The sequence below is a fragment of the Halomonas cibimaris genome (assembly GCF_055379665.1).
In genome coordinates, this window is the sequence record NZ_AP043828.1 from 2,154,553 (window position 1) to 2,176,536 (window position 21,984).

The following is a 21,984-nucleotide window of genomic DNA, read 5'->3' on the forward strand; positions in this document are numbered from 1 at the left end:
ATGAAACCCTTTGACGATGCCTGCCTCGAAGAAAGCCCGCTGCACGCGCTGCTGGCCCCTGCCAGTATCGCCGTGATTGGCGCGTCGAATGACCCGACCAAGCGCGGCTACAAAGCCATGCTGGGACTGATACAGGGCGGCTATTCGGGCGCTGTCTATCCGGTCAACCCCAAGGCCGATACGATTCTTGGCGTTCGCGCCTGGCCGGACATCAAGGCCGTACCCAAGGCGCCGGCGCTGGCGCTGATCTGCACGCCGGCGGCCACGGTGCCGGCGCTTATCGAGGCGTGCGGCCGGCGCGGGGTCAAAGGCGCAATTATTCTGGCCAGCGGCTTTGGCGAAACCGGTGCGGCAGGTGCGCGCCTGGAGCGCGATATGCTCAGCCGCGCCCGGGCCGGCGGCGTACGGCTGATCGGCCCTAACACTTCAGGGGTGTTTAACCTGCATTATCGGTTTAACTTGCTGGCGCTGGATCATCTGCGCGCCGGAGATATCGGCGTGGTTTCCCAGTCCGGCAACATGCTGCTGTCGCTTGCGCTTGAGGCCGAGCACCACGGTCAGGTGGGCTTTAGCACCTACGTCGGCCCGGGCAACCAGAGCGATTTGGGCTTTGATGACTACCTGCGCTATCTGGGGGAAGACCCGCACACTCGGGTGGCAACGCTCTACGTTGAAGGGTTTCGCGACGGCCGGGCGTTTCTTGACGCCGCGCGCAAGGTCAGCGCGGCCAAACCGGTGGTGGTGTACAAATCCGGCGCCACAGCTCAGGGGCAGCAGTCGGCCAGCTCGCACACCGGCGCACTGGCCGGCAGCTATCCGATGACCGTGGATCTGCTGCGCCAGGCAGGCGTCAACGTGGTGCCGTACTCCGACGATATCCTGCCCGTGGCCGAAGGGCTGGGGCAGCTGCAGCGGTCGCCGGGGCGGCGCGTGGCGGTGATCGCCGACGGCGGCGGCCAGGCCACCATCGCCGCTGATCGCCTGGCCGAGGCCGGCCTTGAGCTGGCCACGCTGACCGCTGACTGCCAAGCGCGGCTGAGCGCTGCGCTCTCCGCTCAGGCCTCCACCGTCAACCCGGTGGACGTGGCCGGCGCCACCGATGCGCATCCGGCGCTGCTGGCCACCTGTATGGCGATCGTCGCGGCGGATCCCGGCGTGGACGCCGTACTGCTGGTGGGCATGTTCGGCGGCTACGCCCGGCGTTTCGATGAATCCCTTGCCGATGATGAAATGCGCGGCGCTGAGACCATGGTCGAACTGGCCGGAACTGCGGTTAAGCCCGTGGTGGTCTACAGCCTTTATGCCCCGGTCAAACCGCCGGCGCTAACGCGGCTGCGTACGGCCGGCGTGCCGGTGTATGCCTCCATCGAAAAAGCGGTGAGCGTGCTGGCTGCGCTGAGCGAGCGCGGCGCGTATCTGGACCGCCCCGTTCCCCCGGCGCTGCCGCCCGCCGTGCCCGGCAGCCGGGGGCAGGCGCTGGTGGCCGGCGCCCGGGCAAAGGGGCGCAGCCTGCTGGAACCGGAAGCCAAGGCGCTGCTGGCCGAACACGGCATTGGCGTGCTTGACGAGCGCCTGGTGCGTGACGCCGACGAGCTGGCGGATGCGGCCCGAGTCTTTGCCGGCACGCCGGTGGCGATGAAGGTGGTCAGCCCGGATATCATTCATAAATCCGACGCCGGCGGCGTGGCGCTGAACCTGGAAGGCGAGGCGGCACTGGCCGAGGCCTACGCCGGCATTCTGCGCTCGGCCCGGGAATATGATTCTCACGCGCGGATCGACGGCGTGCTCGTCACCCCCATGGCGCCCAAGGGCGTGGAGGTAATCGTGGGGCTGATGCGCGATGACACCTTCGGCCCGGTGGTCATGTTTGGCCTGGGCGGGGTGCTTGTCGAAGTGCTGGAAGACGTGGCGTTTCGCGCCGCGCCGCTCAGCCGCGAGGACGCCGCGGGCATGCTGGAGCAGCTCAAGGCCCGGCGCGTGCTGGACGGCGTGCGCGGCGCGCCCGGAGTCGACAAGGATGCGCTGATCGACCTGCTGGTGAGCGTCTCCCGGCTGATGGAGGCCTACCCCGATATTACCGAGCTGGATTTGAATCCGGTGATCGCCTACCCCGACGGCTATGCCGTGGTGGATGCGCGTATTCTCTTGGCCACCGATGAGGAGTCTGCACCATGACCAACGCACACGCTGAAACGCAAAATATACCGTTACCCAAACTGACCGATGCGACGCTTGAACAAGAAGGGCGCATCGCCATCCTGACCCTTGACCGCCACGACGTGCGCAACGCCCTGACCGGCACCGCGCTGATCGACGATATTGTCGCCGTGGCCGAGTGGGTCAACCGCTGCGAGGATGTCTCGGTGCTAGTGATAACCGGCGCCGGCTCAACGTTTTCTGCCGGCGGCAACGTCAAGGACATGGCCGAGCGCCGGGGCGATTTTGCCGGCGACGTCGCCGAGGTGGCCGAGCGCTACCGCCGGGGCATCCAGCGCATTCCGCTGGCGCTGGCCGAGGTGGAAGTGCCGATGATTGCCGCAGTCAACGGCGCGGCCATCGGCGCCGGCTTCGATCTGGCCAACATGGCCGACATGCGCATTGCCTCCAGCCGGGCCAAATTCGGCGAGACGTTTTTGAACCTGGGGATTATCCCCGGCGACGGCGGCGCCTTTTTCATGCAGCGCCTGATCGGCTACCAGCGGGCCTTTGAGCTGACGCTTTCCGGCCGGATAATCACCGCTGACGAGGCCAAAGAATACGGCATCGTGCTGGAGGTGACCGAGCCCGAGGCGCTCATGGATACCGTCATGGCCCACGCCCGGCGCATTGCCGCGCAGCCGCCCCGAGCCACCCGGCTGACCAAGCGGCTGATGAAAGAGGGCGGCGACGCCGAGCTCAAGCCGTTTCTGGAGAAGTGCGCGGTGTTTCAGGGCATGTGCCACAACGAGCCTGAACATCTGGAGGCGGTCAACGCCATGCTGGAAAAGATGGCCAAGCGCTAGGCCGGTTTATACCCGGCCGGCTTAGGGGTATCATCGGCGGCGATATCCCGCCGGCGCGAACGCCGGCACTGACCTGATCAAGGAGCGCACAATGGAAGGGGTAAAGCACATGATTGCCGTTGCCTCGGGCAAGGGCGGCGTGGGTAAATCCACGGTTACGGCCAATCTGGCGCTGGCGCTTTCTGCCCAGGGCTACCGGGTCGGCGTGCTCGACGCCGACATTTACGGCCCCAGCCAAGCGCAGATGCTCGGCGTAAAAGAGGGCGAGCGGCCTGCTACCAAAGATGACCAGGCGTTCTACCCCATGATGGCCCACGGCATCCAGGCCATGTCCATCGCGTTTTTGATTGACAACAAAGAGCCCATGGTATGGCGCGGGCCCATGGTCGTGGGCGCTTTTCAGCAGCTGCTCAACCAGACGCTTTGGGACAACCTCGATTTTCTGCTCATCGACATGCCGCCGGGCACCGGTGACATTCAGCTGACGCTTTCTCAGAAGGTGCCGGTCTCCGGCGCAGTGATCGTCACCACGCCCCAGGACATCGCGCTTTTGGACGCGCGCAAGGGCATCGAGATGTTTCGCAAGGTCAACGTGCCGGTGCTTGGCGTGGTGGAAAACATGAGCCTTTACCACTGCGAAAACTGCGGCCACGAAGCGCCTATCTTCGGCGAGGGCGGCGGCGACAGCATTGCCCAGGAGTACGACACCCAGGTGCTGGGACGTTTGCCGCTGAGTCTTTCGATCCGCGAGTTTGCCGATTCCGGCCGGCCGTCGGTCGTGGCCGAGCCGGACAGCAGCGTCAGCCGCACGTTTGCCGAGATGGCGCGCCAGGTCGCCGCCTCCATGGATCAGGCGCCGGGCGAGGGTCCGAGCATTTCGTTCAGCGAGTAATCCCGCCCACCTTCCGGGCGGGAAAGTCCGGGCCTGTTGAGACCCCTTTATGAGTATAAAATCAGATCGATGGATCCGCCGCATGGCCCAGCGCGAGGCGATGATCGAGCCGTTTGAGGCCGAGCAGGTGCGCTACGTGAACGGCCGGCGGGTGATTTCCTACGGCACTTCAAGCTACGGCTATGACGTGCGCTGCGCCGACGAGTTCAAGGTGTTTACCAACATCCATTCGGCGGTGGTGGACCCCAAGGGTTTTGACGAAAAAAGCTTTGTGGATGTGAAAGGCGAGGTCTGCGTGATTCCGCCCAACTCCTTTGCGCTGGCGCGCACGGTGGAGTATTTCCGCATTCCGCGCAGCGTGCTGACGATATGTCTGGGCAAGTCGACCTACGCGCGCTGCGGCATCATCGTCAACGTCACCCCGCTGGAGCCGGAGTGGGAAGGCCATGTGACGCTGGAATTTTCCAACACCACCAACCTGCCGGCGCGCATCTACGCCAACGAAGGCGTGGCGCAGATGCTGTTTCTTGAATCCGACGAAATCTGCGAGACCTCCTACAAGGATCGTGGCGGCAAGTACATGGGCCAGCGCGGCGTGACCCTGCCACGCACCTGAGCCGTTTCAAAAGGCGGGAAAGCGTAACAGGGCAGGCACGCAGCGGCGCACGGCCAATCACCGTGCGCCGCCGTCTGTGCGGGAGGGCGCTACTCTTCGGCGCCGGCCTCGTCGGACAGGTCCTCGTCCAGCTCTTCGGCGGCGTCTTCGTGGCTTAAGCGCATGCCGCGCGCGGGCAGGGCTACGCCGTCCATGGTGGCGTGGCTGCCGTCAAAGCGCAGCCGGCCTTGCAAGAACCAGCTCACCGCAATGGGCAGAATCAAATGCTCTCGGGCGTGAACCTTGTCCTTTAGCGTGGCGGGTGAGTCATCGGCGGTGACGTTGAGCGCGGCCTGCAGGGCTACCGGCCCGCCGTCGAGCTCTTCGGTGACGAAGTGCACGCTGCAGCCGTGCTCGGCAACGCCGTCGGCGAGCACCCGGGCGTGGGTATTCAGGCCTTGGTAGGCTGGCAGCAGCGACGGGTGGATGTTGAGCACCCGGCCGATAAAGCGCTGGACAAAGCGCGGCGTAAGGATGCGCATAAAGCCGGCGAGCACGATCAAGTCGGGCTCGTGGCGCTCGATGACCTTGATCAGCGCGCCGTCGTAGGCCTCGCGGCTTTCGTACTCCCGGTGGGGCAGTGCCACAGCGTCGATGCCGGCATCCCGGGCGCGCTTGAGGCCGTAGGCGTCGGCCACGTTGGCGATCACGGCGGCAATCTCGCCGCCGCCCAGCCGGTCGTGTTCCTGGGCGTCAATCAGTGCTTGCAGGTTGCTGCCGCTGCCCGAGATCAGCACCACGATGCGCGGCGGCGTCACCGCATCGGCGGCGAAGTCGTTTAGCGTATCGCTCTCGTGTTCGCTCATGCCGGCGTGCTCCCGTCTGCCAGGTTTTCCAGGACGACGCCGGGCGCGTCGTTTTGGCGATGCACCACCGTACCGATGCGATAGACCGTTTCGCCCCGGGCTTCCAGGTGGGCGCGGGCCTGTTCGGCCTGGGCGGCCGGCACCACCAGCGCCATGCCGATGCCGCAGTTGAGCACGCGGTACATTTCGTCTTCGGCGACGTTGCCCTGGCGCTGGAGCCAGTCAAACACCGCCGGGCGCGGCCAGCTTTGGGTGTCAATGTGCGCGGCCAGATGCTCGGGCAGCACGCGCGGCAGGTTTTCGGTCAGGCCGCCGCCGGTAATGTGCGACAGGGCGTGAACCTCAACGTCGCTTGCGTGAACCAGCGACAGCAGCGGTTTGACGTAAATGCGGGTGGGGGCCATCAGCGCCTCGCCCAGCGTAGTGTCGCCCAGGGCGGTGTCCAGCTCGGCGCCGCTGACGTCAAGGATCTTGCGGATCAGCGAGTAGCCGTTGGAGTGCGGGCCGGACGAGGCGAGCCCTAGAATGGCGTCGCCTTCGCTGACCTGAGAGGCGTCAATCAGGGCGGATTTTTCCGCCACGCCTACGCAAAAGCCGGCCAGATCGTAGTCGCTGCCGGCGTACATGCCGGGCATTTCTGCGGTTTCGCCGCCCACCAGCGCGCAGCCGGCCTGGCGGCAGCCTTCACCGATGCCGCTGACGACATCGGCGGCGATATCCACATCGAGCTTTCCCGTGGCATAGTAGTCAAGAAACTGCAGCGGCTCGGCGCCGATCACGATCAGGTCGTTGACGCACATGGCGACCAGGTCAATGCCGATGGTGTCGTGTTTGCCAAGCGTCATGGCAAGCCGTAGTTTGGTGCCCACGCCGTCGGTGCCGGACACCAGCACCGGATGGCGGTAGCCGGCGGGCAGCTCGCACAGTGCGCCAAAGCCGCCAAGCCCGCCCATGACTTCCGGGCGTGCGGTGCTTTTGGCGACGTGTTTGATGCGCTCGACCAGCGCGTTGCCGGCGTCAATATCCACGCCGGCGTCTTTGTAGCTCAGCGAAGCGTGGGCCGGTGGGGTAGAGGGTGTCTCGGTCATGGCAAGTCCTGTAGGGCTGATTCGGCAAGGCCGGAGGTTGCGCCTGCCCACGCCGGGGCGATACGCGGCCCGGGCGCGCCGGCGAACAAGTTTACGGGTGGCAACGTTTCCAGGCGGCAAAGTGTAACACCCGCTACGGCGTAAGGCATTGCGCCGCTCATACACAGGCAGTCAGGGAGAAGTCGCGAGTGCGATATTCATGGTGGTGGCTTTTGCTGGCCGGTGTAGCCGTGCTGCTGGTCTATCTGCTTAACGCGGTGCTGATGCCGTTTATTGCCGGTTTGATGCTGGCCTACGTGGCCAACCCCTTGACGCACCGCTTCGAGCGGCTGGGCATGAGCCGGCCCTTTGCGGTCACCAGCGTGTTTTTGGTAATGCTGATCGTACTGGCGCTGAGTCTATTGGTTCTGGTGCCCGCAGCGGTGCAGCAGGCCAAGCAGCTGGGCCATGCGGTGCCGGCGATGGTTGGCTGGATGGAAGACGCCCTGGCCCCGCGGCTCAAGGAATGGTTTGGCTACGACCTGCGCGCCGATCTGGCCGGCATCAAGCAGATATTTGCCGACAACTGGCGCGATGCCGGCGGCTACCTGGCAAGCGCGCTGGGCCAGCTGGGGCGTTCGGGCATGGCGCTGGTATCCTGGGTGACCTACGCTGCGCTGGTGCCGGTGGTCACGTTTTATCTGCTGCTGGACTGGCAGCGGCTGATCGACAACGCCAGCGGGCTGGTTCCGCGCCCCTGGGTGAACGAGGTGACGCGCCTGGGCCGGCGCTGCAACGCCGTACTGGCGGCGTTTTTGCGCGGCCAGCTGCTGGTGATGCTGTGTTTGGGGGCGATCTACGCGCTGGGGCTGAGCCTGCTGGGGCTGAACGTGGGACTGCTGATCGGCTTTATTGCCGGCCTTGCCAGTATCGTGCCGTTTCTGGGGTTTATCGTCGGCCTGAGTATTGCGCTGATTGTGGCGCTTTTTCAGATCGGTACGCTGTGGTCGATTGCCGGCGTGGTGGCGGTGTTTGCCCTCGGTCAGGTAGTGGAAAGCGTGGTGCTCCAGCCCAAACTGCTGGGTGACAAGATTGGCCTGCACCCGGTTGCGGTGATTTTTTCCGTGCTGGCGGGCGGCGAACTGTTTGGCTTTCTTGGCGTGCTGCTGGCGCTGCCGGCGGCCGCGGTGGTGATGGTGCTCTTGCGCGAAGGGCTGGAACGATATAAAAACAGTCCCTTATATGACATTTGCACGCGGCCGGCCGGCGACGGCGGCCAGCGCTTATCCAAGGCAACGCGCGACGCTGAAAGGGACGAAGGGGAGAGACCATGAACCGACCACCGGCACAGCTGCCGCTGGGCGTAGGGCTGCGCGACGATGCCACCTTTGGCAATTACTACGCAGGCCCGCGTAATGCGCTTTTGGTAGAGCAGCTTATTCACCAGCCGGAACCCGAAGGCGAACCCTATCTCTACCTGTGGGGCGCGCCGGGCACCGGGCGCAGCCATCTGCTGCAGGCAGCCTGCCATCAGGCCTCGGATCAGGATGCGCGGGCGCTGTATCTGCCGCTTGAAGATCTGGGGCACTTCCCGCCGCTGATGCTTGAGGATATCGAACGGCTGGATCTGGTCGCCATTGACGATCTGGAGTGCGTGATCGGTCGCAAGCGCTGGGAAGAGGGGCTGTTTCATGCCTTCAACCGCCTGCGCGACGCCGGTAAGCGCCTGGTGATCGCCGCCAGCGTCGCGCCGCGTCAGCTGCCGGTGCTGCTGCCGGATCTGGCATCAAGGCTGACCTGGGGCGTGACCCATCACGTGCAGCCGCTGGACGACGACGGCCGGCTGGCCGCGCTCAAACTGCGCGCTGAGGTGCGCGGCATGGCGCTGCCAGACGACGTGGCACGCTACATTCTGCACCGTGGCCCGCGCCAGCTCAGCGCGCTTTGCCGCGCGCTGGAAACCCTCGACCGAGCCTCGCTTTCGGCCAAGCGCAAGCTGACTATTCCGTTCGTCAAACAGGCCCTTGGCTGGTAGCACGTCGTTTTGCTGCCTGCTGTGAGCCATCATGAACCTTTCTGAGGAGAGCCGTATGTCTTTTGATTCTGTATCGACCCGTACCGAGCGCGACAGCATGGGCGAGCTTGAAGTGCCGGAAACGGCGCTGTACGGCGCCCAGACCCAGCGTGCGGTCAACAATTTTCCCGTTTCCGGGCAGGCCATGCCGGCGGCGTTCATCCACGCCGTTGCACGCATCAAACTTGCCGCTGCGCATGCCAATCAGGCGCTGGGCCTGCTGGACGGCGACCGCGCACGGGCCATTCAGCAAGCGGCCGAAGCGGTAATCGAAGGCCGCTACGACGACCAGTTTCCCATCGATGTGTTTCAGACAGGCTCCGGCACATCAAGCAACATGAACGTCAACGAGGTGATTGCGCACTTGGCCAGCCGCGAGGGCGTCGAGGTGAGGCCCAACGACCACGTCAACATGGGCCAGTCGAGCAACGACGTGGTGCCCACGGCGATTCACGTCTCCGCGGCGATTGCCGTGGAGCGCTCGCTGCGCCCGGCGCTGATTGCCCTGCGCCAGAGCGTAGCCCGGCGCGCCGAGGAGCTTGAGCACGTGGTCAAGACCGGGCGCACCCACCTGATGGATGCCATGCCGCTGACCATGGGCCAGGAGCTGGGCGGCTGGGTCAACCAGCTGGATCAGGCCATCGAGCGCATCGACAGCGCCATGAATCGCGTGCAGCGCCTGGCCCAGGGCGGCACTGCCATCGGCACCGGCATCAACGCGCCGGAAGGCTTTGCCGAGCGCGTAGCGATTCACTTAAGTGAGCAGACGGGGCTTTCGTTTCGGCCCAACGACAGCCTTTTTGCCAGCATAGCCTCTCAGGACGCAGCGGTAGAGCTGTCCGGCCAGCTCAAGGGGCTTGCCTGCGTGATCATGAAAATCGGCAACGACCTGCGCTGGATGAACTCCGGGCCGCTGGCCGGCCTTGGCGAAATCGAGCTTGAGGCGCTGCAGCCGGGCAGCTCCATCATGCCGGGCAAGGTCAACCCGGTGCTGCCGGAATCCGCCGTGCAGGCCGCCGCTCAGGTCATCGGGCTGGATACCGCGATTACCGTGGCCGGCCAGAGCGGCAACTTCCAGCTCAACGTGATGCTGCCGCTGGTGGCCACCAATCTGCTGGCCTCGATTACGCTGATGGCCAACACGGCCAGCCTTTTGGGCGAAAAGGTCATCCCTGCGTTCAAGGTGCGCGAAGAGAACCTGAAAGCGCCGCTTGAGCGCAACCCGATTCTGGTCACCGCCCTCAACAGCGTGATCGGCTACAACGCCGCCGCGCAGATTGCCAAACAGGCCTACCAGGCCGGGCGGCCGATTATTGACGTGGCGGAAGAAGAGACCGATATGGATCGCGAAACGCTTGCGCGGCTGCTTGATCCGAAAAAACTCACCGAAGGCGGCATTCCGAAGTAGCGCTGCGGCGTAAAACGCTTGCATTTCAGCGCTGAGTCGGTAGTATACGCATCCGTTGCCGAACACTGCGTCTGACAGCGGATGCATGGAAGGACCATAGCTCAGTTGGTTAGAGCGCCACGTTGACATCGTGGAGGTCGGCGGTTCAAATCCGCCTGGTCCTACCAAGCGCTTCAGGCACGGCAAGCCTTTCAAAAAAAGCCACGATTTACAGGACCATAGCTCAGTTGGTTAGAGCGCCACGTTGACATCGTGGAGGTCGGCGGTTCAAATCCGCCTGGTCCTACCAGATTCGTACAGAAAACGCCCCGTCAGCTCACAGGCTGACGGGGCGTTTTTGTGTGCGTGGCGTTCAGGAAAGCGGGCCGGGCAGCAGGCACGCCCGGCCCGAATCGGGGAAGGTTTAGCCCGTAAAGTCCGGCAGGTCGGTGGCGGCGATAAACGTGGCCACCAGCGCTTCAATGCCCGCCTGATCCTCGGCGTCAAAGCGTCCCTGTGCGGGGCTGTCCAAATCCAGCACGCCCCAGAGCGTGTCGCGCACCACGATAGGTACCACCAGCTCCGAGTGCGAGTCGGCGTCGCAGGCAATATGGCTGGCAAGGGCGTTGACGTCGTCTACCCGCTGGGTCTTGCGAGTCGTAGCCGCTGCGCCGCATACGCCTTTGCCGAACGGGATGGGATGGCAGGCGGGTTTGCCCTGAAACGGCCCAAGGCCGAGCACGGCAGGCTCGCGCTGCAGATAAAGCCCGGCCCAGTTCAGCTTTGGCACCTGCTGAAAGATAAACGCACACAGCTGGGCGCCGTTGGTCAGCCAGTCGCGGGTATCCAGCAGCGCTTCAAGCTGGCGGTTGAGCAGGGCATAGTTCGGGGCGGGCGTTTCGGAAAGTGCGGTCATGGTCAGCCTTTTAGCATGCTGCAGGCCGGCATCAGGCCGGCCTTTGTTGCGTAGTGACAGTAGGAATAGGCGGGGTCAGCGGCAGTAAAGCGGCGGGTACTGAGAAAGCGCGGGCGTACCCGTGCCGCCCGAGGCTTATTTGATCCAGCCGGGAACGGCGGCGCCGTCAAACAGTTTGTCGGCTTTTTCCATGACGGCCTCGCTGTGGTAGGCATCGACAAGGTGGCGGATCGCCTCGCGGTCTTCGTCGCCGTCACGCACCACAATCAGGTTGACGTAGGGCGACTCCGGGCCTTCCTTGATCAGCGCGTCGTCCAGGCTAAGGCCGGCAGGCTGGGCAAAGGTGTTGTTGATGAAGGCCATGTCGACGTCGCGCAGCACCCGGGGCAGCTGGGCCGCTTCAATTTCAAGGAAGTCGAAATCGTGCGGATTTTTGGCAATATCGATCGGCGTGGCTTCCAGATGGGTCGGGTCGTTGAGCTCAATCAGCCCTTTGTTGTGCATTAAAATCAGCGACCGGCCTTCGTTGGACGGGTCGTTGGGGAGCGCGATCCGGGCGCCGTCGGGCAGCGCTTCGATGCTGTCATACTTTTCCGAGTACGCGCCGATGGGGTACACGAAGGTGTAGCCGGCCACGGCGAAGTCGTAGCCGCGGTCGTTCACCATAGCCTGCATGTAGGGCTCGTGCTGGAAGGCGTTGGCGTCCAGGCTGCCGTCGGCGAGCGCGGCGTTGGGGGTTACGTAGTCGGTAAACTCGATAATCTCGACGTCAAGGCCGTGCTTTTCTTCGGCGATTTCCACCGCGACCTGCATGATGTCGGTTTCCGGGCCGGCCACGGTGCCGACTTTCAGGGCGTCGGCGCTGGCAACGTTGATGCCAAATGCCAGTGCGGTAAGGCTGCCAATCACGAGTTTTTGCATGTTCAGGCTCCGGTCAATAAAGAAGGCGTCCAGCGGACACGGGGATCAAGCGGGTATTCGATAGTGCAGCGATAAAAATAAAATGTCTAATGCGTTAACGTTATATATGAAGCTACTTGCGGTCGCTTTTGCGTACCAGGTAGTCGCCAAGACTTTGAAAGCCCTGCACCATGATCACCAGTATCACCACGGTGATCAGCATGATGGTGGGGTTAAAGCGGTTGTAGCCGTAGCGGATGCCCAGATCTCCCAGGCCGCCGCCGCCCACCGCGCCGGCCATGGCCGAATAGCTGACCAGCGTAACCACCGTTACGGTAAGCGCGGTGATGATGCCGCCTCGGGCCTCGGGAATCAGCACTTTGCAGATAATCTGCCAGGGGGTGGCGCCCATGGCCTGGGCCGACTCGATCAGCCCCGGAGAAAGCTCGTTTAGCGAGCCTTCCACCAGCCGGGCAACAAACGGTACAGCGGCGATTGTTAGCGGTACCGAAGCGGCGTTGATGCCGATGGACGTGCCGACCAGCATCCGGGTGAACGGAATAATGGCAACCATCAGGATAATAAACGGGATGGAACGCCCGATGTTGGTCACCATGCTCAGCGCCTGGTGCGCCACCGGCATGGCGAGAATCTGCCGCGGCCGGGTCACGTAAAGCAAAACGCCCAGCGGTACGCCAAGCAGCGTGGCAATAACGCCGGAGATGCCCACCATGTAGAGGGTATCCAGGGTCGCCTGCCAAATCAGATTAATCATCGCGCCGGACATGCCCGAGCACCTCCACTTTCAGTTCGTGAGATTCCAGATAGCGCATGGCCTGTTCGGTTTGCGCCGGTGTGCCCATCAGCTCGGCGATCATCAGCCCCAGCGTGCGCTGCTGGATGGATTCCACCTTGGCCTGCAGGATGCTGACGTCGACACCGCACTCCCGGGCCAGCCGTGAAATCAGCGGTGTGGACACAGCGTCGCCGGAAAACGTCAGCCGCACCACGGGATGGCGCTGCTCGCCGGGGGCTTCTTCCAGCCGGGTCACCAGTTCCCGAGGCGGTTCCAGCTGGAGAAAGTCGTTGAGAAAGTCACGGCCCAGCCGGGTGTTGGGTGAGGTGAAGAAATCCCCGACTTCGGCGTCTTCTACCAGCTGCCCGTCGGAAATCAGGCTGACGCGATGGCAGATGGACTTGACGACCTCCATTTCGTGGGTAATCAGCAGGATGGTGATGCCCAGATCGCGGTTGATCTTGCGCAGGAGTTCGAGAATCGACCCGGTGGTTTGCGGATCCAGCGCCGAGGTGGCCTCGTCGCACAGCAGCACGGCAGGCTCGCTTGCCAGCGCTCGGGCAATGGCGACGCGCTGTTTCTGCCCGCCGGAAAGCTGGGCGGGAAACTGCCCGGCCTTGTCGTCCAAACCCACCAGCTTTAATAGCGGTGCGACTCGCTCTTTGATGACACCGCGCTTGTACCCCATCAGCTCCAGCGGCAGGGCAACGTTGGCAAACACTGTGCGCGTGGTCAGCAGGTTGAAGTGCTGAAAAATCATACCGATGCGGTGGCGCGCGCGATTGAGGGCAGGCCCGGAAAGACGGGTCATTTCCTGTCCGTTGACCGTAACGCGGCCGGATGAGGGGCGCTCAAGAAGATTGACGCAGCGAATGAGCGTGGATTTTCCCGCCCCGGAAAGGCCGATGACGCCGTGAATGCGGCCCTGCGGGATGTGCAAATCAACACCGCTCAGGGCATGTACGGCGGCGTCACCGCTGCCGTAGATTTTACTGACGTTTTCAAGTTCTATCATGACGTCTGCTTGGTCTGGACCGATGCTTTTATAGCAGGCACCGGTAAAGTCGTATAAAGCCGAAAAGAGGACGGACGGCGCGGACGCAAGCGTAGGGCGGGAAACGAAAAAAGGCCACCCCGAAGGGTGGCCATCAACGCTGGACACACCCTTTTAGCTGCACTTCACCGGAAAAAACCGGTGGACGCCCGCAATCCGGGAACAAATCGGCGTCTGAATATCATGGCTGTATAACAAGCATTCATCATAAGGAGTGCGCCAAGGCAATGTCAAACATACGCAGGTGATGAACATCAAGCGTCGGTGCGAAAGCCCGGGCGGGCCGTCACGCATGCGCTACCCGCATGTTGTGAGCAGTGGCACAATGATGCGGCGGTAGCACCGTCATCCGGCAGTGGCATAAGTATTCGGCAGTAAGTATTCGGCAGTGGCACTGGTATTTGGCAGTGGCGCAGTGCCTTGCCCGGCTGTTGAGCCGGTTTTGGCAGGTACAAAAGCTGATCGGACACAAACGTTGATCAGGTACAAAAGTTGACCAGGTACAAAAGGAGATAGCGCATGTTTACCGGTATTGTTCAGGGCACGGCAAAAGTGGTGGAAGTGCGCGAACGCGAGGCGTTTCGAACGCACATAGTGGCGATGCCTGAGGGGATGCGAAAAGGGCTTGAAATCGGCGCTTCGGTAGCGCACAACGGCGTATGCCTGACGGTGACCGCGGTGGACGGTGATAACGTGCATTTTGACCTGATGCGTGAAACGCTGCGAGTGACCAATCTGGGGCAGATTGCCGTGGGGGATCGCGTCAACATCGAACGGGCCGCGCGTTTTGGTGACGAGATTGGCGGGCACGCTATGTCCGGTCATGTGATGAACGCAGTCGAGGTGGTGTCCATTGAGGAGGCACCGAACAATCGCCGGCTGTGGTTTTCGCTGCCCGATGACTGCGCCCGCTTTGTTTTCGACAAGGGATACGTAGGCATTGACGGCATCAGCTTGACCGTTGGCGAGGTGCGCCACCGGGACAAGGCGCCGGCGTTGTTTTGTGTGAACCTGATTCCGGAAACCCTGGCGCGTACCACGCTTGGGGCGCGCGTGCCGGGCGATGTGGTCAATATCGAAATTGACCCGCAGACGCAGGCGATTGTGGAAACTGCCGAGCGTTTTCTACAAAGCCAAAGAGCGGGCGGGTAACGCCACATCAGGGCGCAACGCTCGCATCGCGGCACACCTTTGGGTAATATAAGCGGCTTTTCCTGCCCCGCTATCGCGAATGCGCTGGCAAAAGGATGAGACAAGGCTCATGAAATTTCTCGATAGCCACTTCAAGCTTACCGAGCACGGCACCAATATCAAAACCGAGGTTATCGCGGGGATTACGACCTTCCTCACCATGGCCTACATCATCTTTGTCAACCCGAGCATTCTGGCACAGGCGGGGATGGATGCCGGGGCGGTGTTTGTCGCCACCTGCCTGGCCGCCGCCGTTGGCTGTCTGATCATGGGGATCTGGGCCAACTATCCCATCGCCCAGGCGCCGGGCATGGGGCTCAACGCTTTTTTTACCTACACGGTCGTGCTGGGCATGGGCTATTCCTGGGAATCTGCGCTGGGCGCGGTGTTTTTCTCAGGGGTGTGCTTTTTCGTTCTCGGCGTTTTGCGCGTGCGGGAAGGGATTATCAACGCCATTCCCATCGCATTGCGCCTGGGCATTGCCGCCGGCATCGGCCTGTTTCTGGCGATGATTGCGCTGCAAAATGCCGGCATTGTGGTCGCCGACTCGGCCACCTTTATCGCGCTGGGGGATCTTGGCCAGCCCTCTGCGCTTTATACGCTCATCGGCTTTTTCGTGATTACAGCGCTTGCCTATCGGCGCGTGACCGGGGCGGTGCTGATCGGCATTCTGGGCGTGACGCTGGTGGCGACGCTTTTGGGCCACAATACGTATGGCGGGCTGGTATCCATGCCGCCTTCGGTGGCGCCTACTTTGATGAAGATGGATCTTGTCGGTGCGTTTGACGTGGCCATGCTAAGCGTCATTTTTTCCTTTCTGTTCGTGGATCTGTTTGACACCTCGGGCACGCTGGTGGGGGTCGCCCAGCGAGGTAATCTGCTGGACGAGCACGGCAACCTGCCGCGGCTGGGCCGCGCCATGGTATCGGACAGTACGGCGACCATGGCGGGGGCCATGCTGGGTACCTCCACCACGACCAGCTATATCGAGTCGACCGCAGGCATTGCCTCGGGCGGGCGTACCGGCCTGACGGCCGTAGTGGTCGCCATCATGTTCCTGATCAGCCTGTTTTTTGCCCCGCTGGCGGGCTCCATTCCGGTATATGCAACGGCGGGCGCACTGCTGTATGTCGCGGTACTGATGGCGGGCAGCCTGTCCTACGCCGATTGGGATGACCCCACCGAGGCGGCGCCGGTGCTGCTGGCCGCCGTCGGCATGCCGCTTACCTATTCCGTAGCGGAAGGGATTGCCCTGGGTTTTATCAGCTACGTGGCGATTAAACTGCTGTCCGGGCGTTTTCGCGAGCTCAACGTTGCCGTGGTGCTGCTGGCGCTTTTGTTTATCGGCAAGCTGGTCTTTTTGTAAGCCATATCCTCTCTTCGCACCGCCGATCAGCATCGCTGCGGTGCGGGGTTCATTAACCCTTCATTCAACCGTTCATGAGAGACGCGATGAGTATCTACGGCGACTATATCAAGTCGGTGATTCGCACAGTGCCGGGCTGGCCAGAGCCGGGCGTCAACTTCCGCGATATCACACCGCTTTTGCAAAACAGCACGGCGTTTCGCAAACTGATCGAAAGTTTTGTCCACCGCTACCGCGAAATGGAGCTGGATGCCATTGCCTCCATTGATGCGCGCGGCTTCATTATCGGCGCACCGCTGGCCTATGAGCTCGGTGCCAGCTTTGTGCCGGTGCGAAAGAAAGGCAAGCTGCCGTTCAAGACCGTCAGTGAAACCTACAAGCTGGAATACGGCCATTCCGAAGTCGAGCTGCACGCCGATGCCTTTCAGCAAGGCGATCGCATCCTGCTGGTTGATGATCTGATCGCTACCGGCGGCACCATGCTGGCCGCGGCCAATCTGATCCAGCGCTGCGGCGGGCACGTGGTGGATACGTCCACCATTATTGATCTGCCCGAGCTTGGCGGGTCACAGAAAATTCGCGATGCCGGCTACAGCGTATTCGCGGTTTGTTCCTTCACCGAAGACGAGTAACGCCCCATGAGCAGCGAACGCTACCATCAGCACTTCACCGTATCCTGGGATCAGCTGCACCGCGACGTACGCCAGCTCAGCCGTGAGCTGGTCGAGCGGGATTTCCAGGGCATCATTGCCATCACTCGGGGCGGGCTGATACCGGCAGCGCTGATTGCCCGGGAGCTGAACGTGCGCCTGATTGATACCGTGTGTGTCAAAAGCTACGACCACCAAGAGCAGGGCGGCCTGGAAGTGCTCAAGGGCGTCGATCACAACGGTGCCGGCTGGCTTTTGGTGGATGATCTGGTGGATACCGGAAAAACGGCCCGCGCGGTGCGCGATATGCTGCCCAGGGCGCATTTTGTCACGGTGTATGCCAAGCCCGAAGGCCGCCCGCTGGTGGATCAATATCTCACCGAAGTGGGCCAGAACTGCTGGATTCAGTTTCCCTGGGACATGGGCGTTGCGTACGTTGAACCGCTGGCCGACCAGATCAAGAAATAAGCGCCGCGCAAAAGCCACCTATCAAGACGTTTCGGAGTGAGCATGGCAAACCCGCTACCCGAACAATGGCATCGCTGGCTGGGAGATGAGTTCCAAGCCGACTACATGCAGGCGCTGAAGCGCTTTCTCGCCGCGGAAAAAGCGGCGAAAAAGGTCATTTATCCGCATTCCAGCCAGTGGTTTCGCGCCTTTGAGCTCACGCCGCTGTCTGAGGTCAAGGTGGTGATTCTCGGCCAGGACCCCTACCACGGCCCCGGCCAGGCCCACGGGCTGTGTTTTTCGGTGCAGCCGGGCGTGAAAGTGCCGCCGTCGCTTGCCAACGTCTACAAAGAGCTGGAAAGCGATGTAGGGACGACTCCGGTTCAGCACGGTTTTCTGGAGCCCTGGGCGCGCCAGGGCGTGCTTTTGCTTAATACAGCACTCACGGTAGAGCAGGGCCGGGCGGCCGCACACCGCGGCAAGGGCTGGGAAACGTTTACCGATCGCGCCATCGAAACCGTTAGCAAGCACGCGCCGCCCTGCGTGTTTCTGCTGTGGGGCAGCCATGCCCGGCAGAAAAAGGCATTGATTGATCGTGCGCGCCATCTAGTGCTTGAGGCGCCGCACCCGTCGCCGCTTTCCGCACACCGCGGGTTTTTCGGCACCCGGCATTTTTCCCGGGCCAACGCCTTTCTTGTCGAGCAGGGGCGCACCCCCGTTGACTGGCAGCTGCCGGAAAGGGTTTAACCTGCAGGGAAAACAAGCGTAAAATGCGCCGCAATTTTGCGATCGCCCGTATCTATGCTCAAAGCGTCTGGACCCCGGCACATATGGCCCGGGGCCGGGCGCCGGCGAACATAGTGTCGGAACCGGGCGGTGCAGGTCGACGCCGTCCCCTGAACGAGGAACCCCCATGAGCGTTCACGCCATTAACCACCCGCTGGTGCAGCACAAGCTCGGACTGTTGCGCGATGCCCACCTGAGTACCAAAAGTTTTCGCGAACTGGCCGGCGAAGTGGCCAAGCTTTTAACCTACGAAGCCACCCAGGGGCTGATGCTTGAGGATCACGAGATTCGCGGCTGGAACGGCGAGCCCATCGCCACCCGGCGGCTCAAGGGCAAAAAGGTCACCGTGGTGCCGATCCTGCGCGCCGGGCTTGGCATGCTGGAAGGGGTGACCGATCTGTTGCCCAGCGCGCGCATCAGCGTGGTGGGGCTTTATCGCAACGAAGAAACCCTTGAGCCGGTGCCGTATTTCGACAAGTTCGCCAACGACATTCAAGAGCGCCTGGCGATTGTCATCGACCCGATGCTTGCCACCGGCGGCTCCATGATCGCCACGCTTGACATGCTGCGTGAGCGTGGCTGCCGGCGCATGAAGGTGATCGTGCTGGTCGCAGCGCCGGAAGGCATTGCCCGGGTGGAAAAAGCGCATCCCGACGTGGAGATCTACACCGCCTCTGTGGATGAGCGGCTCGACGAGAACGGCTATATCGTGCCCGGTCTGGGCGACGCCGGCGACAAGATTTTCGGAACGCGCTAGGCCGTATCTGCCGCGCTCTGCCCCTTGCGCATCGGCCCGGGGCATTTTTTCGTCACTTGCACGGCACTGACCCGTGCCGATTATCCAAGGAGTGCCCTGCAGTGAGTTCCCCCGCCCCGGCCGAGTCCTGGCTCCGGCTGTTGCTTACCGGCGTGCAGATGCTGTTCGTTGCTTTCGGCTCGCTGGTGCTGGTGCCGCTTTTAACCGGCCTGTCGCCCAGCGTGGCACTGTTTACAGCCGGCGCAGGCACGCTGATATTTCATGCGGTGACGCGTTCAAGCGTGCCGGTTTTTCTCGCCTCGTCGTTTGCCTTTATCGCGCCCATTCAAGGCTCGGTGGCCAGTTTCGGCGTGCCCGCTACCCTCGGCGGGCTGATGGCGGCGGGGCTGGCCTACGTGGCCGTGTCCCAGGCCGTGCGCATCAAGGGCACCGCCTGGCTGCACCGGCTGCTGCCGCCGATTGTGGTGGGGCCCATTATCATGGTGATCGGCCTGGCGCTGGCGCCGGTGGCGGTGGACATGGCCACCGGCGAAACCAGTGACCACATCGGCTACGGCCGGGCGATTACGCTGTCCATGGCAAGCCTGACGGTCACCCTGGTGCTGGCGGTGTTCGGCCGGGGGCTTTTGCGCCTGGTACCGATCATGGGCGGCATTGCCACCGGCTATGCGCTGGCGCTGGCGATGGGCGCGGTGGATTTTGCGCCCATGCGCGAAAGCGCCTGGATTGCCGTGCCGGATTTCACCCTGCCGACCTTTCATTGGGCGGCGATGCTGTTTATGGTGCCGGTTGCCATAGCCCCGGCGGTGGAGCACATTGGTGACATGGTAGCCATCGGCTCGGTGACGCGACAAAACTACCTGGAAAAGCCCGGTCTGCATCGCACTTTGCTGGGTGACGGCCTGGCGACCATGGCTGCAGCACTGTTTGGCGGCCCGCCCAACACCACCTATTCCGAGGTTACCGGCGCGGTGACGCTGACCCGGGCGTTCAATCCCAAATACATGCTCGTAGCGGCCGTGACCGCTATTGTTCTGGCCTTTGTCGCCAAGCTCGGAGCGTTTTTGCAAACCATTCCCGGCCCGGTCATGGGCGGGATCATGACGCTTTTGTTTGGCTCCATCGCGGTGGTGGGCATGAACACGCTGGTGCGCGCCGGCCAGGCGCTTACCGCACCGCGCAACCTGGTGGTAGCGTCGCTGATACTGGTATTTGGCATCGGCGGTATGCAATTCGGCAACGGCCAGTTTACCTTGCAGGGGGTGAGCCTGGCCGCCGTGGTGGGGATTGTGCTTAACTGGGTGCTTCCCCGCGCCGATGATGATGAATAGCCGCAGGTTTTGATCAGGAGACAGCATGTCGGCATCCAACCTTGAGGCGCCGTTTCCGGTGCTTGCCGTGGCCGCATGGAGCGGCACGGGTAAAACCACGCTGCTCGAGCAGCTATTGCCGATGCTGCGTGGCTACGGCTTGAATGTGGGGGTCATCAAGCACGCCCACCACGCTTTTGACGTGGATAAGCCGGGCAAGGACAGCTATCGGCTGCGCAGCGCCGGTGCCGCCCCCATGCTGGTGGCATCGCGAGAGCGCTTTGCACTGATGCAGGACACCCCCGGCCAGCAAGAGCCGGACCTTGAGCGGCTGGTTGAACTGATGGTGCCCCACAGGCCGGATCTGGTGATTGCTGAAGGGTTCAAGGCCTGGCCGCTGCCCAAGCTGGTGCTGTATCGCGACGGCGTGGGCGATCCGGCCATTTTTCAGGACGCCTGGGTATGCGCCGTGGCCTGCAAACGCGACGAGCGCGACGCCCTTGAGCGGCACAGCCCGAAACGCAGCGCGACCCGGCTGGATTTGGACGACGTGGCCGCAGTGGCCCGCTGGATAGCACAGTGGGTGGCCGAGCAGCCGGCCGTCGAGCCGACAGTGGAGCACAGCAACAGTGAAGGTGACAGAACATGCAGTTGACGCATCTTAACGCCCGCGGCGAAGCCAGCATGGTAGACGTGGGCAACAAGGAGGAAAGCCGCCGGCAGGCCATTGCCTCCGGGCGGATCGTGATGGCGCCTGAAACCCTGGCGCTGCTCGCCGACGGCGCGCTGCCCAAGGGAGATGTGATTGCCACGGCGCGCATTGCCGGCATTCAGGCGGCCAAGCGTACCCACGAGCTGATCCCGCTGTGCCATGCCCTGGCGCTGACCAAGGTGGAGCTATCGTTTGAGCTGGATACCGCCTTGAGCTGCGTCAACGTGGAGGCGCGCTGCCGGCTGACCGGCCGCACCGGCGTGGAAATGGAGGCTTTGACGGCGGTATCGGTGGCCTGCCTGACGCTTTACGACATGTGCAAGGCCGTGGATAAAGACATGCGTATCGAGGCGGTGCAGCTGGAGCAGAAAAGCGGCGGAGACAGCGGCGACTACCAGCGTCCGGGCAGCGACATGGAAACGCCCATCGTCACCGGCGACAGCGCGGCTCGCGAAATATCGCTGGGCGCGCGTAGCAGCGCTCAGAGCGTGCGGGTCAAGTTTCTCGCCGAGCTGCGCGAGCGCGTGGGCGAAAGCGAAGCCCTGGTCGAGCTGGAACAGCTGGAAAACTGCGACGTGGCCGGCCTCAAGGCCGCGCTTGCCGACCGGGATCCGGCGTTCAAGGCGCTGGCCGAGCGTCGGGTGCTGTGCGCTATCAATCAGGTCATGGCCAACGACAGCGCGCGCATCACCGACGAAGACGAAGTGGCGTTTTTTCCGCCGGTCACCGGAGGCTAGGCATGGGCGTTGGTGAAAACATTCGCGTGCGCGTTCAGCGCGAGCCTTTTGGCATGACAGACGACAGCCGCGAAATCTGCCGGGGGCGCAAGGATATCGGCGCGGTGGTGAGCTTTACCGGCCTGGTGCGGGATTTCAACGAGTCGCCGGATGTGACCGGCCTGACCCTTGAGCACTATCCGGGCATGACCGAGCGCACCCTGGAAGATATTGGCCGGCAGGCCTGGGAGCGCTGGTCGCTGCAGGCGATACGCATCGTCCACCGAGTCGGCTATATGGCCCCGGGCGACGGCATTGTGCGAGTCAGCGTGGCCAGTGCCCACCGTCGGGATGCCTTTGAGGCCTGCGATTTCATCATGGATTTTCTCAAGACGCAGGCGCCGTTTTGGAAAAAAGAGCACGCCCGCAGCGGGGATTACTGGGTGCGTGAGCGGGACTCCGACTATGCCGATGCCGACCGCTGGGGCCGCGACCGCTAG

23 protein-coding genes and 2 tRNA genes are annotated in these 21,984 nt (G+C 62.9%); 19 read left to right on the forward strand and 6 right to left on the reverse strand.

Features of this window, described 5'->3' with window-relative positions; genetic code table 11:
• The 4 genes from ACZ415_RS10010 to dcd all read left to right on the forward strand — a co-directional run bounded on the left by ACZ415_RS10010 (window position 1) and on the right by dcd (window position 4,510).
• The gene (locus ACZ415_RS10010; protein WP_344701339.1) at window positions 1-2,175 is read left to right on the forward strand and encodes an acetate--CoA ligase family protein; all 2,175 of its coding nucleotides are present in this window, start codon (window positions 1-3) and stop codon (window positions 2,173-2,175) included.
• Window positions 2,172-3,002: an enoyl-CoA hydratase-related protein gene (locus ACZ415_RS10015; protein ID WP_344701337.1), complete on the forward strand. Its 831-nt coding sequence runs from the start codon at window positions 2,172-2,174 to the stop codon at window positions 3,000-3,002. The genes ACZ415_RS10010 and ACZ415_RS10015 overlap by 4 nt, the downstream gene beginning before the upstream one ends.
• A gap of 91 nt (window positions 3,003-3,093) precedes the next feature.
• Window positions 3,094-3,894 carry an iron-sulfur cluster carrier protein ApbC gene (apbC, locus tag ACZ415_RS10020; RefSeq protein ID WP_344701335.1) on the forward strand — a complete coding sequence of 267 codons (801 nt, stop codon included), beginning with the start codon at window positions 3,094-3,096 and terminating at the stop codon, window positions 3,892-3,894.
• A gap of 49 nt (window positions 3,895-3,943) precedes the next feature.
• Entirely contained in the window at window positions 3,944-4,510 is a 567-nt protein-coding gene (dcd, locus tag ACZ415_RS10025) for a dCTP deaminase (RefSeq protein WP_344701333.1), read from the forward strand.
• Between the two features lie 89 nt (window positions 4,511-4,599).
• Here the strand turns inward: dcd and purN are convergent, their stop codons facing one another.
• Together purN and purM are read right to left on the reverse strand one after the other, a co-directional pair.
• Complete coding sequence (gene purN / locus ACZ415_RS10030; RefSeq protein ID WP_344701331.1) at window positions 4,600-5,355, reverse strand: phosphoribosylglycinamide formyltransferase; 756 nt, start codon at window positions 5,353-5,355, stop codon at window positions 4,600-4,602.
• Window positions 5,352-6,443 carry a phosphoribosylformylglycinamidine cyclo-ligase gene (gene purM / locus ACZ415_RS10035; RefSeq protein WP_344701329.1) on the reverse strand — a complete coding sequence of 364 codons (1,092 nt, stop codon included), beginning with the start codon at window positions 6,441-6,443 and terminating at the stop codon, window positions 5,352-5,354. Before purM ends, purN begins: the two co-directional genes overlap by 4 nt.
• Before the next feature lie 188 nt (window positions 6,444-6,631).
• On the opposite strand from purM, the gene ACZ415_RS10040 reads away from it, so the two are divergent.
• The 5 genes from ACZ415_RS10040 (at window position 6,632) to ACZ415_RS10060 (ending at window position 10,193) form a co-directional block, all read left to right on the forward strand.
• Entirely contained in the window at window positions 6,632-7,756 is a 1,125-nt protein-coding gene (locus ACZ415_RS10040; RefSeq protein WP_344701327.1) for an AI-2E family transporter, read from the forward strand.
• The gene (gene hda / locus ACZ415_RS10045; RefSeq protein ID WP_344701325.1) at window positions 7,753-8,457 is read left to right on the forward strand and encodes a DnaA regulatory inactivator Hda; all 705 of its coding nucleotides are present in this window, start codon (window positions 7,753-7,755) and stop codon (window positions 8,455-8,457) included. Before ACZ415_RS10040 ends, hda begins: the two co-directional genes overlap by 4 nt.
• A gap of 55 nt (window positions 8,458-8,512) precedes the next feature.
• Complete coding sequence (locus ACZ415_RS10050) at window positions 8,513-9,904, forward strand: class II fumarate hydratase (protein ID WP_344701323.1); 1,392 nt, start codon at window positions 8,513-8,515, stop codon at window positions 9,902-9,904.
• Window positions 9,905-9,994: 90 nt separating this feature from the next.
• Window positions 9,995-10,071: transfer RNA gene (locus ACZ415_RS10055), tRNA-Val, on the forward strand.
• Between the two features lie 45 nt (window positions 10,072-10,116).
• A tRNA-Val gene (locus tag ACZ415_RS10060) sits at window positions 10,117-10,193 on the forward strand.
• A 114-nt stretch (window positions 10,194-10,307) separates the two neighbouring features.
• Here the strand turns inward: ACZ415_RS10060 and ACZ415_RS10065 are convergent.
• The 4 genes from ACZ415_RS10065 to ACZ415_RS10080 form a co-directional block, all read right to left on the reverse strand.
• The gene (locus ACZ415_RS10065; protein ID WP_344701321.1) at window positions 10,308-10,799 is read right to left on the reverse strand and encodes a GAF domain-containing protein; all 492 of its coding nucleotides are present in this window, start codon (window positions 10,797-10,799) and stop codon (window positions 10,308-10,310) included.
• A gap of 135 nt (window positions 10,800-10,934) precedes the next feature.
• Complete coding sequence (locus tag ACZ415_RS10070) at window positions 10,935-11,720, reverse strand: MetQ/NlpA family ABC transporter substrate-binding protein (RefSeq protein ID WP_344701319.1); 786 nt, start codon at window positions 11,718-11,720, stop codon at window positions 10,935-10,937.
• 112 nt (window positions 11,721-11,832) lie between these two features.
• The gene (locus ACZ415_RS10075; RefSeq protein WP_344701317.1) at window positions 11,833-12,486 is read right to left on the reverse strand and encodes a methionine ABC transporter permease; all 654 of its coding nucleotides are present in this window, start codon (window positions 12,484-12,486) and stop codon (window positions 11,833-11,835) included.
• Window positions 12,467-13,510, reverse strand: a complete 1,044-nt coding sequence (locus ACZ415_RS10080; RefSeq protein ID WP_344701314.1) for a methionine ABC transporter ATP-binding protein — start codon at window positions 13,508-13,510, stop codon at window positions 12,467-12,469. Before ACZ415_RS10080 ends, ACZ415_RS10075 begins: the two co-directional genes overlap by 20 nt.
• A 558-nt stretch (window positions 13,511-14,068) precedes the next feature.
• On the opposite strand from ACZ415_RS10080, the gene ACZ415_RS10085 reads away from it, so the two are divergent.
• The 10 genes from ACZ415_RS10085 (at window position 14,069) to moaE (ending at window position 21,984) form a co-directional block, all read left to right on the forward strand.
• Window positions 14,069-14,701, forward strand: a complete 633-nt coding sequence (locus tag ACZ415_RS10085) for a riboflavin synthase subunit alpha (RefSeq protein WP_344701312.1) — start codon at window positions 14,069-14,071, stop codon at window positions 14,699-14,701.
• A 109-nt stretch (window positions 14,702-14,810) separates the two neighbouring features.
• Complete coding sequence (locus ACZ415_RS10090; RefSeq protein ID WP_344701310.1) at window positions 14,811-16,106, forward strand: NCS2 family permease; 1,296 nt, start codon at window positions 14,811-14,813, stop codon at window positions 16,104-16,106.
• A gap of 86 nt (window positions 16,107-16,192) precedes the next feature.
• Window positions 16,193-16,738 (forward strand): adenine phosphoribosyltransferase, encoded by a 546-nt coding sequence (locus ACZ415_RS10095; RefSeq protein WP_344701308.1) that lies wholly within the window; start codon window positions 16,193-16,195, stop codon window positions 16,736-16,738.
• Window positions 16,739-16,744: 6 nt separating this feature from the next.
• Complete coding sequence (gpt, locus tag ACZ415_RS10100; RefSeq protein ID WP_344701306.1) at window positions 16,745-17,224, forward strand: xanthine phosphoribosyltransferase; 480 nt, start codon at window positions 16,745-16,747, stop codon at window positions 17,222-17,224.
• A 42-nt stretch (window positions 17,225-17,266) separates the two neighbouring features.
• A complete protein-coding gene (ung, locus tag ACZ415_RS10105) occupies window positions 17,267-17,950 on the forward strand; it encodes a uracil-DNA glycosylase (RefSeq protein WP_344701303.1) in 684 nt (227 codons plus the stop codon).
• A 166-nt stretch (window positions 17,951-18,116) separates the two neighbouring features.
• Window positions 18,117-18,746 carry a uracil phosphoribosyltransferase gene (upp, locus tag ACZ415_RS10110; protein WP_344701301.1) on the forward strand — a complete coding sequence of 210 codons (630 nt, stop codon included), beginning with the start codon at window positions 18,117-18,119 and terminating at the stop codon, window positions 18,744-18,746.
• A 158-nt stretch (window positions 18,747-18,904) separates the two neighbouring features.
• Complete coding sequence (locus ACZ415_RS10115) at window positions 18,905-20,077, forward strand: uracil-xanthine permease family protein (RefSeq protein WP_464387784.1); 1,173 nt, start codon at window positions 18,905-18,907, stop codon at window positions 20,075-20,077.
• Window positions 20,078-20,102: 25 nt separating this feature from the next.
• Window positions 20,103-20,711: a molybdopterin-guanine dinucleotide biosynthesis protein B gene (gene mobB, locus ACZ415_RS10120; protein ID WP_344701297.1), complete on the forward strand. Its 609-nt coding sequence runs from the start codon at window positions 20,103-20,105 to the stop codon at window positions 20,709-20,711.
• Window positions 20,702-21,505, forward strand: coding sequence for a cyclic pyranopterin monophosphate synthase MoaC (gene moaC / locus ACZ415_RS10125; protein ID WP_344701295.1), 804 nt, complete (start codon window positions 20,702-20,704; stop codon window positions 21,503-21,505). Before mobB ends, moaC begins: the two co-directional genes overlap by 10 nt.
• Window positions 21,506-21,507: 2 nt before the next feature.
• A complete protein-coding gene (gene moaE / locus ACZ415_RS10130) occupies window positions 21,508-21,984 on the forward strand; it encodes a molybdopterin synthase catalytic subunit MoaE (RefSeq protein ID WP_344701293.1) in 477 nt (158 codons plus the stop codon).

Coding starts and splice junctions, on each gene's coding strand:
- ACZ415_RS10010 (WP_344701339.1), top strand. CDS start 1: ATGAAACCCTTTGACGATGCCTGCCTCGAAGAAAGCCCGCTGCACGCG.
- ACZ415_RS10015 (WP_344701337.1), top strand. CDS start 2,172: ATGACCAACGCACACGCTGAAACGCAAAATATACCGTTACCCAAACTG.
- apbC (WP_344701335.1), top strand. CDS start 3,094: ATGGAAGGGGTAAAGCACATGATTGCCGTTGCCTCGGGCAAGGGCGGC.
- dcd (WP_344701333.1), top strand. CDS start 3,944: ATGAGTATAAAATCAGATCGATGGATCCGCCGCATGGCCCAGCGCGAG.
- purN (WP_344701331.1), bottom strand. CDS start 5,355: ATGAGCGAACACGAGAGCGATACGCTAAACGACTTCGCCGCCGATGCG.
- purM (WP_344701329.1), bottom strand. CDS start 6,443: ATGACCGAGACACCCTCTACCCCACCGGCCCACGCTTCGCTGAGCTAC.
- hda (WP_344701325.1), top strand. CDS start 7,753: ATGAACCGACCACCGGCACAGCTGCCGCTGGGCGTAGGGCTGCGCGAC.
- ACZ415_RS10050 (WP_344701323.1), top strand. CDS start 8,513: ATGTCTTTTGATTCTGTATCGACCCGTACCGAGCGCGACAGCATGGGC.
- ACZ415_RS10065 (WP_344701321.1), bottom strand. CDS start 10,799: ATGACCGCACTTTCCGAAACGCCCGCCCCGAACTATGCCCTGCTCAAC.
- ACZ415_RS10070 (WP_344701319.1), bottom strand. CDS start 11,720: ATGCAAAAACTCGTGATTGGCAGCCTTACCGCACTGGCATTTGGCATC.
- ACZ415_RS10075 (WP_344701317.1), bottom strand. CDS start 12,486: ATGTCCGGCGCGATGATTAATCTGATTTGGCAGGCGACCCTGGATACC.
- ACZ415_RS10080 (WP_344701314.1), bottom strand. CDS start 13,510: ATGATAGAACTTGAAAACGTCAGTAAAATCTACGGCAGCGGTGACGCC.
- ACZ415_RS10085 (WP_344701312.1), top strand. CDS start 14,069: ATGTTTACCGGTATTGTTCAGGGCACGGCAAAAGTGGTGGAAGTGCGC.
- ACZ415_RS10090 (WP_344701310.1), top strand. CDS start 14,811: ATGAAATTTCTCGATAGCCACTTCAAGCTTACCGAGCACGGCACCAAT.
- ACZ415_RS10095 (WP_344701308.1), top strand. CDS start 16,193: ATGAGTATCTACGGCGACTATATCAAGTCGGTGATTCGCACAGTGCCG.
- gpt (WP_344701306.1), top strand. CDS start 16,745: ATGAGCAGCGAACGCTACCATCAGCACTTCACCGTATCCTGGGATCAG.
- ung (WP_344701303.1), top strand. CDS start 17,267: ATGGCAAACCCGCTACCCGAACAATGGCATCGCTGGCTGGGAGATGAG.
- upp (WP_344701301.1), top strand. CDS start 18,117: ATGAGCGTTCACGCCATTAACCACCCGCTGGTGCAGCACAAGCTCGGA.
- ACZ415_RS10115 (WP_464387784.1), top strand. CDS start 18,905: ATGCTGTTCGTTGCTTTCGGCTCGCTGGTGCTGGTGCCGCTTTTAACC.
- mobB (WP_344701297.1), top strand. CDS start 20,103: ATGTCGGCATCCAACCTTGAGGCGCCGTTTCCGGTGCTTGCCGTGGCC.
- moaC (WP_344701295.1), top strand. CDS start 20,702: ATGCAGTTGACGCATCTTAACGCCCGCGGCGAAGCCAGCATGGTAGAC.
- moaE (WP_344701293.1), top strand. CDS start 21,508: ATGGGCGTTGGTGAAAACATTCGCGTGCGCGTTCAGCGCGAGCCTTTT.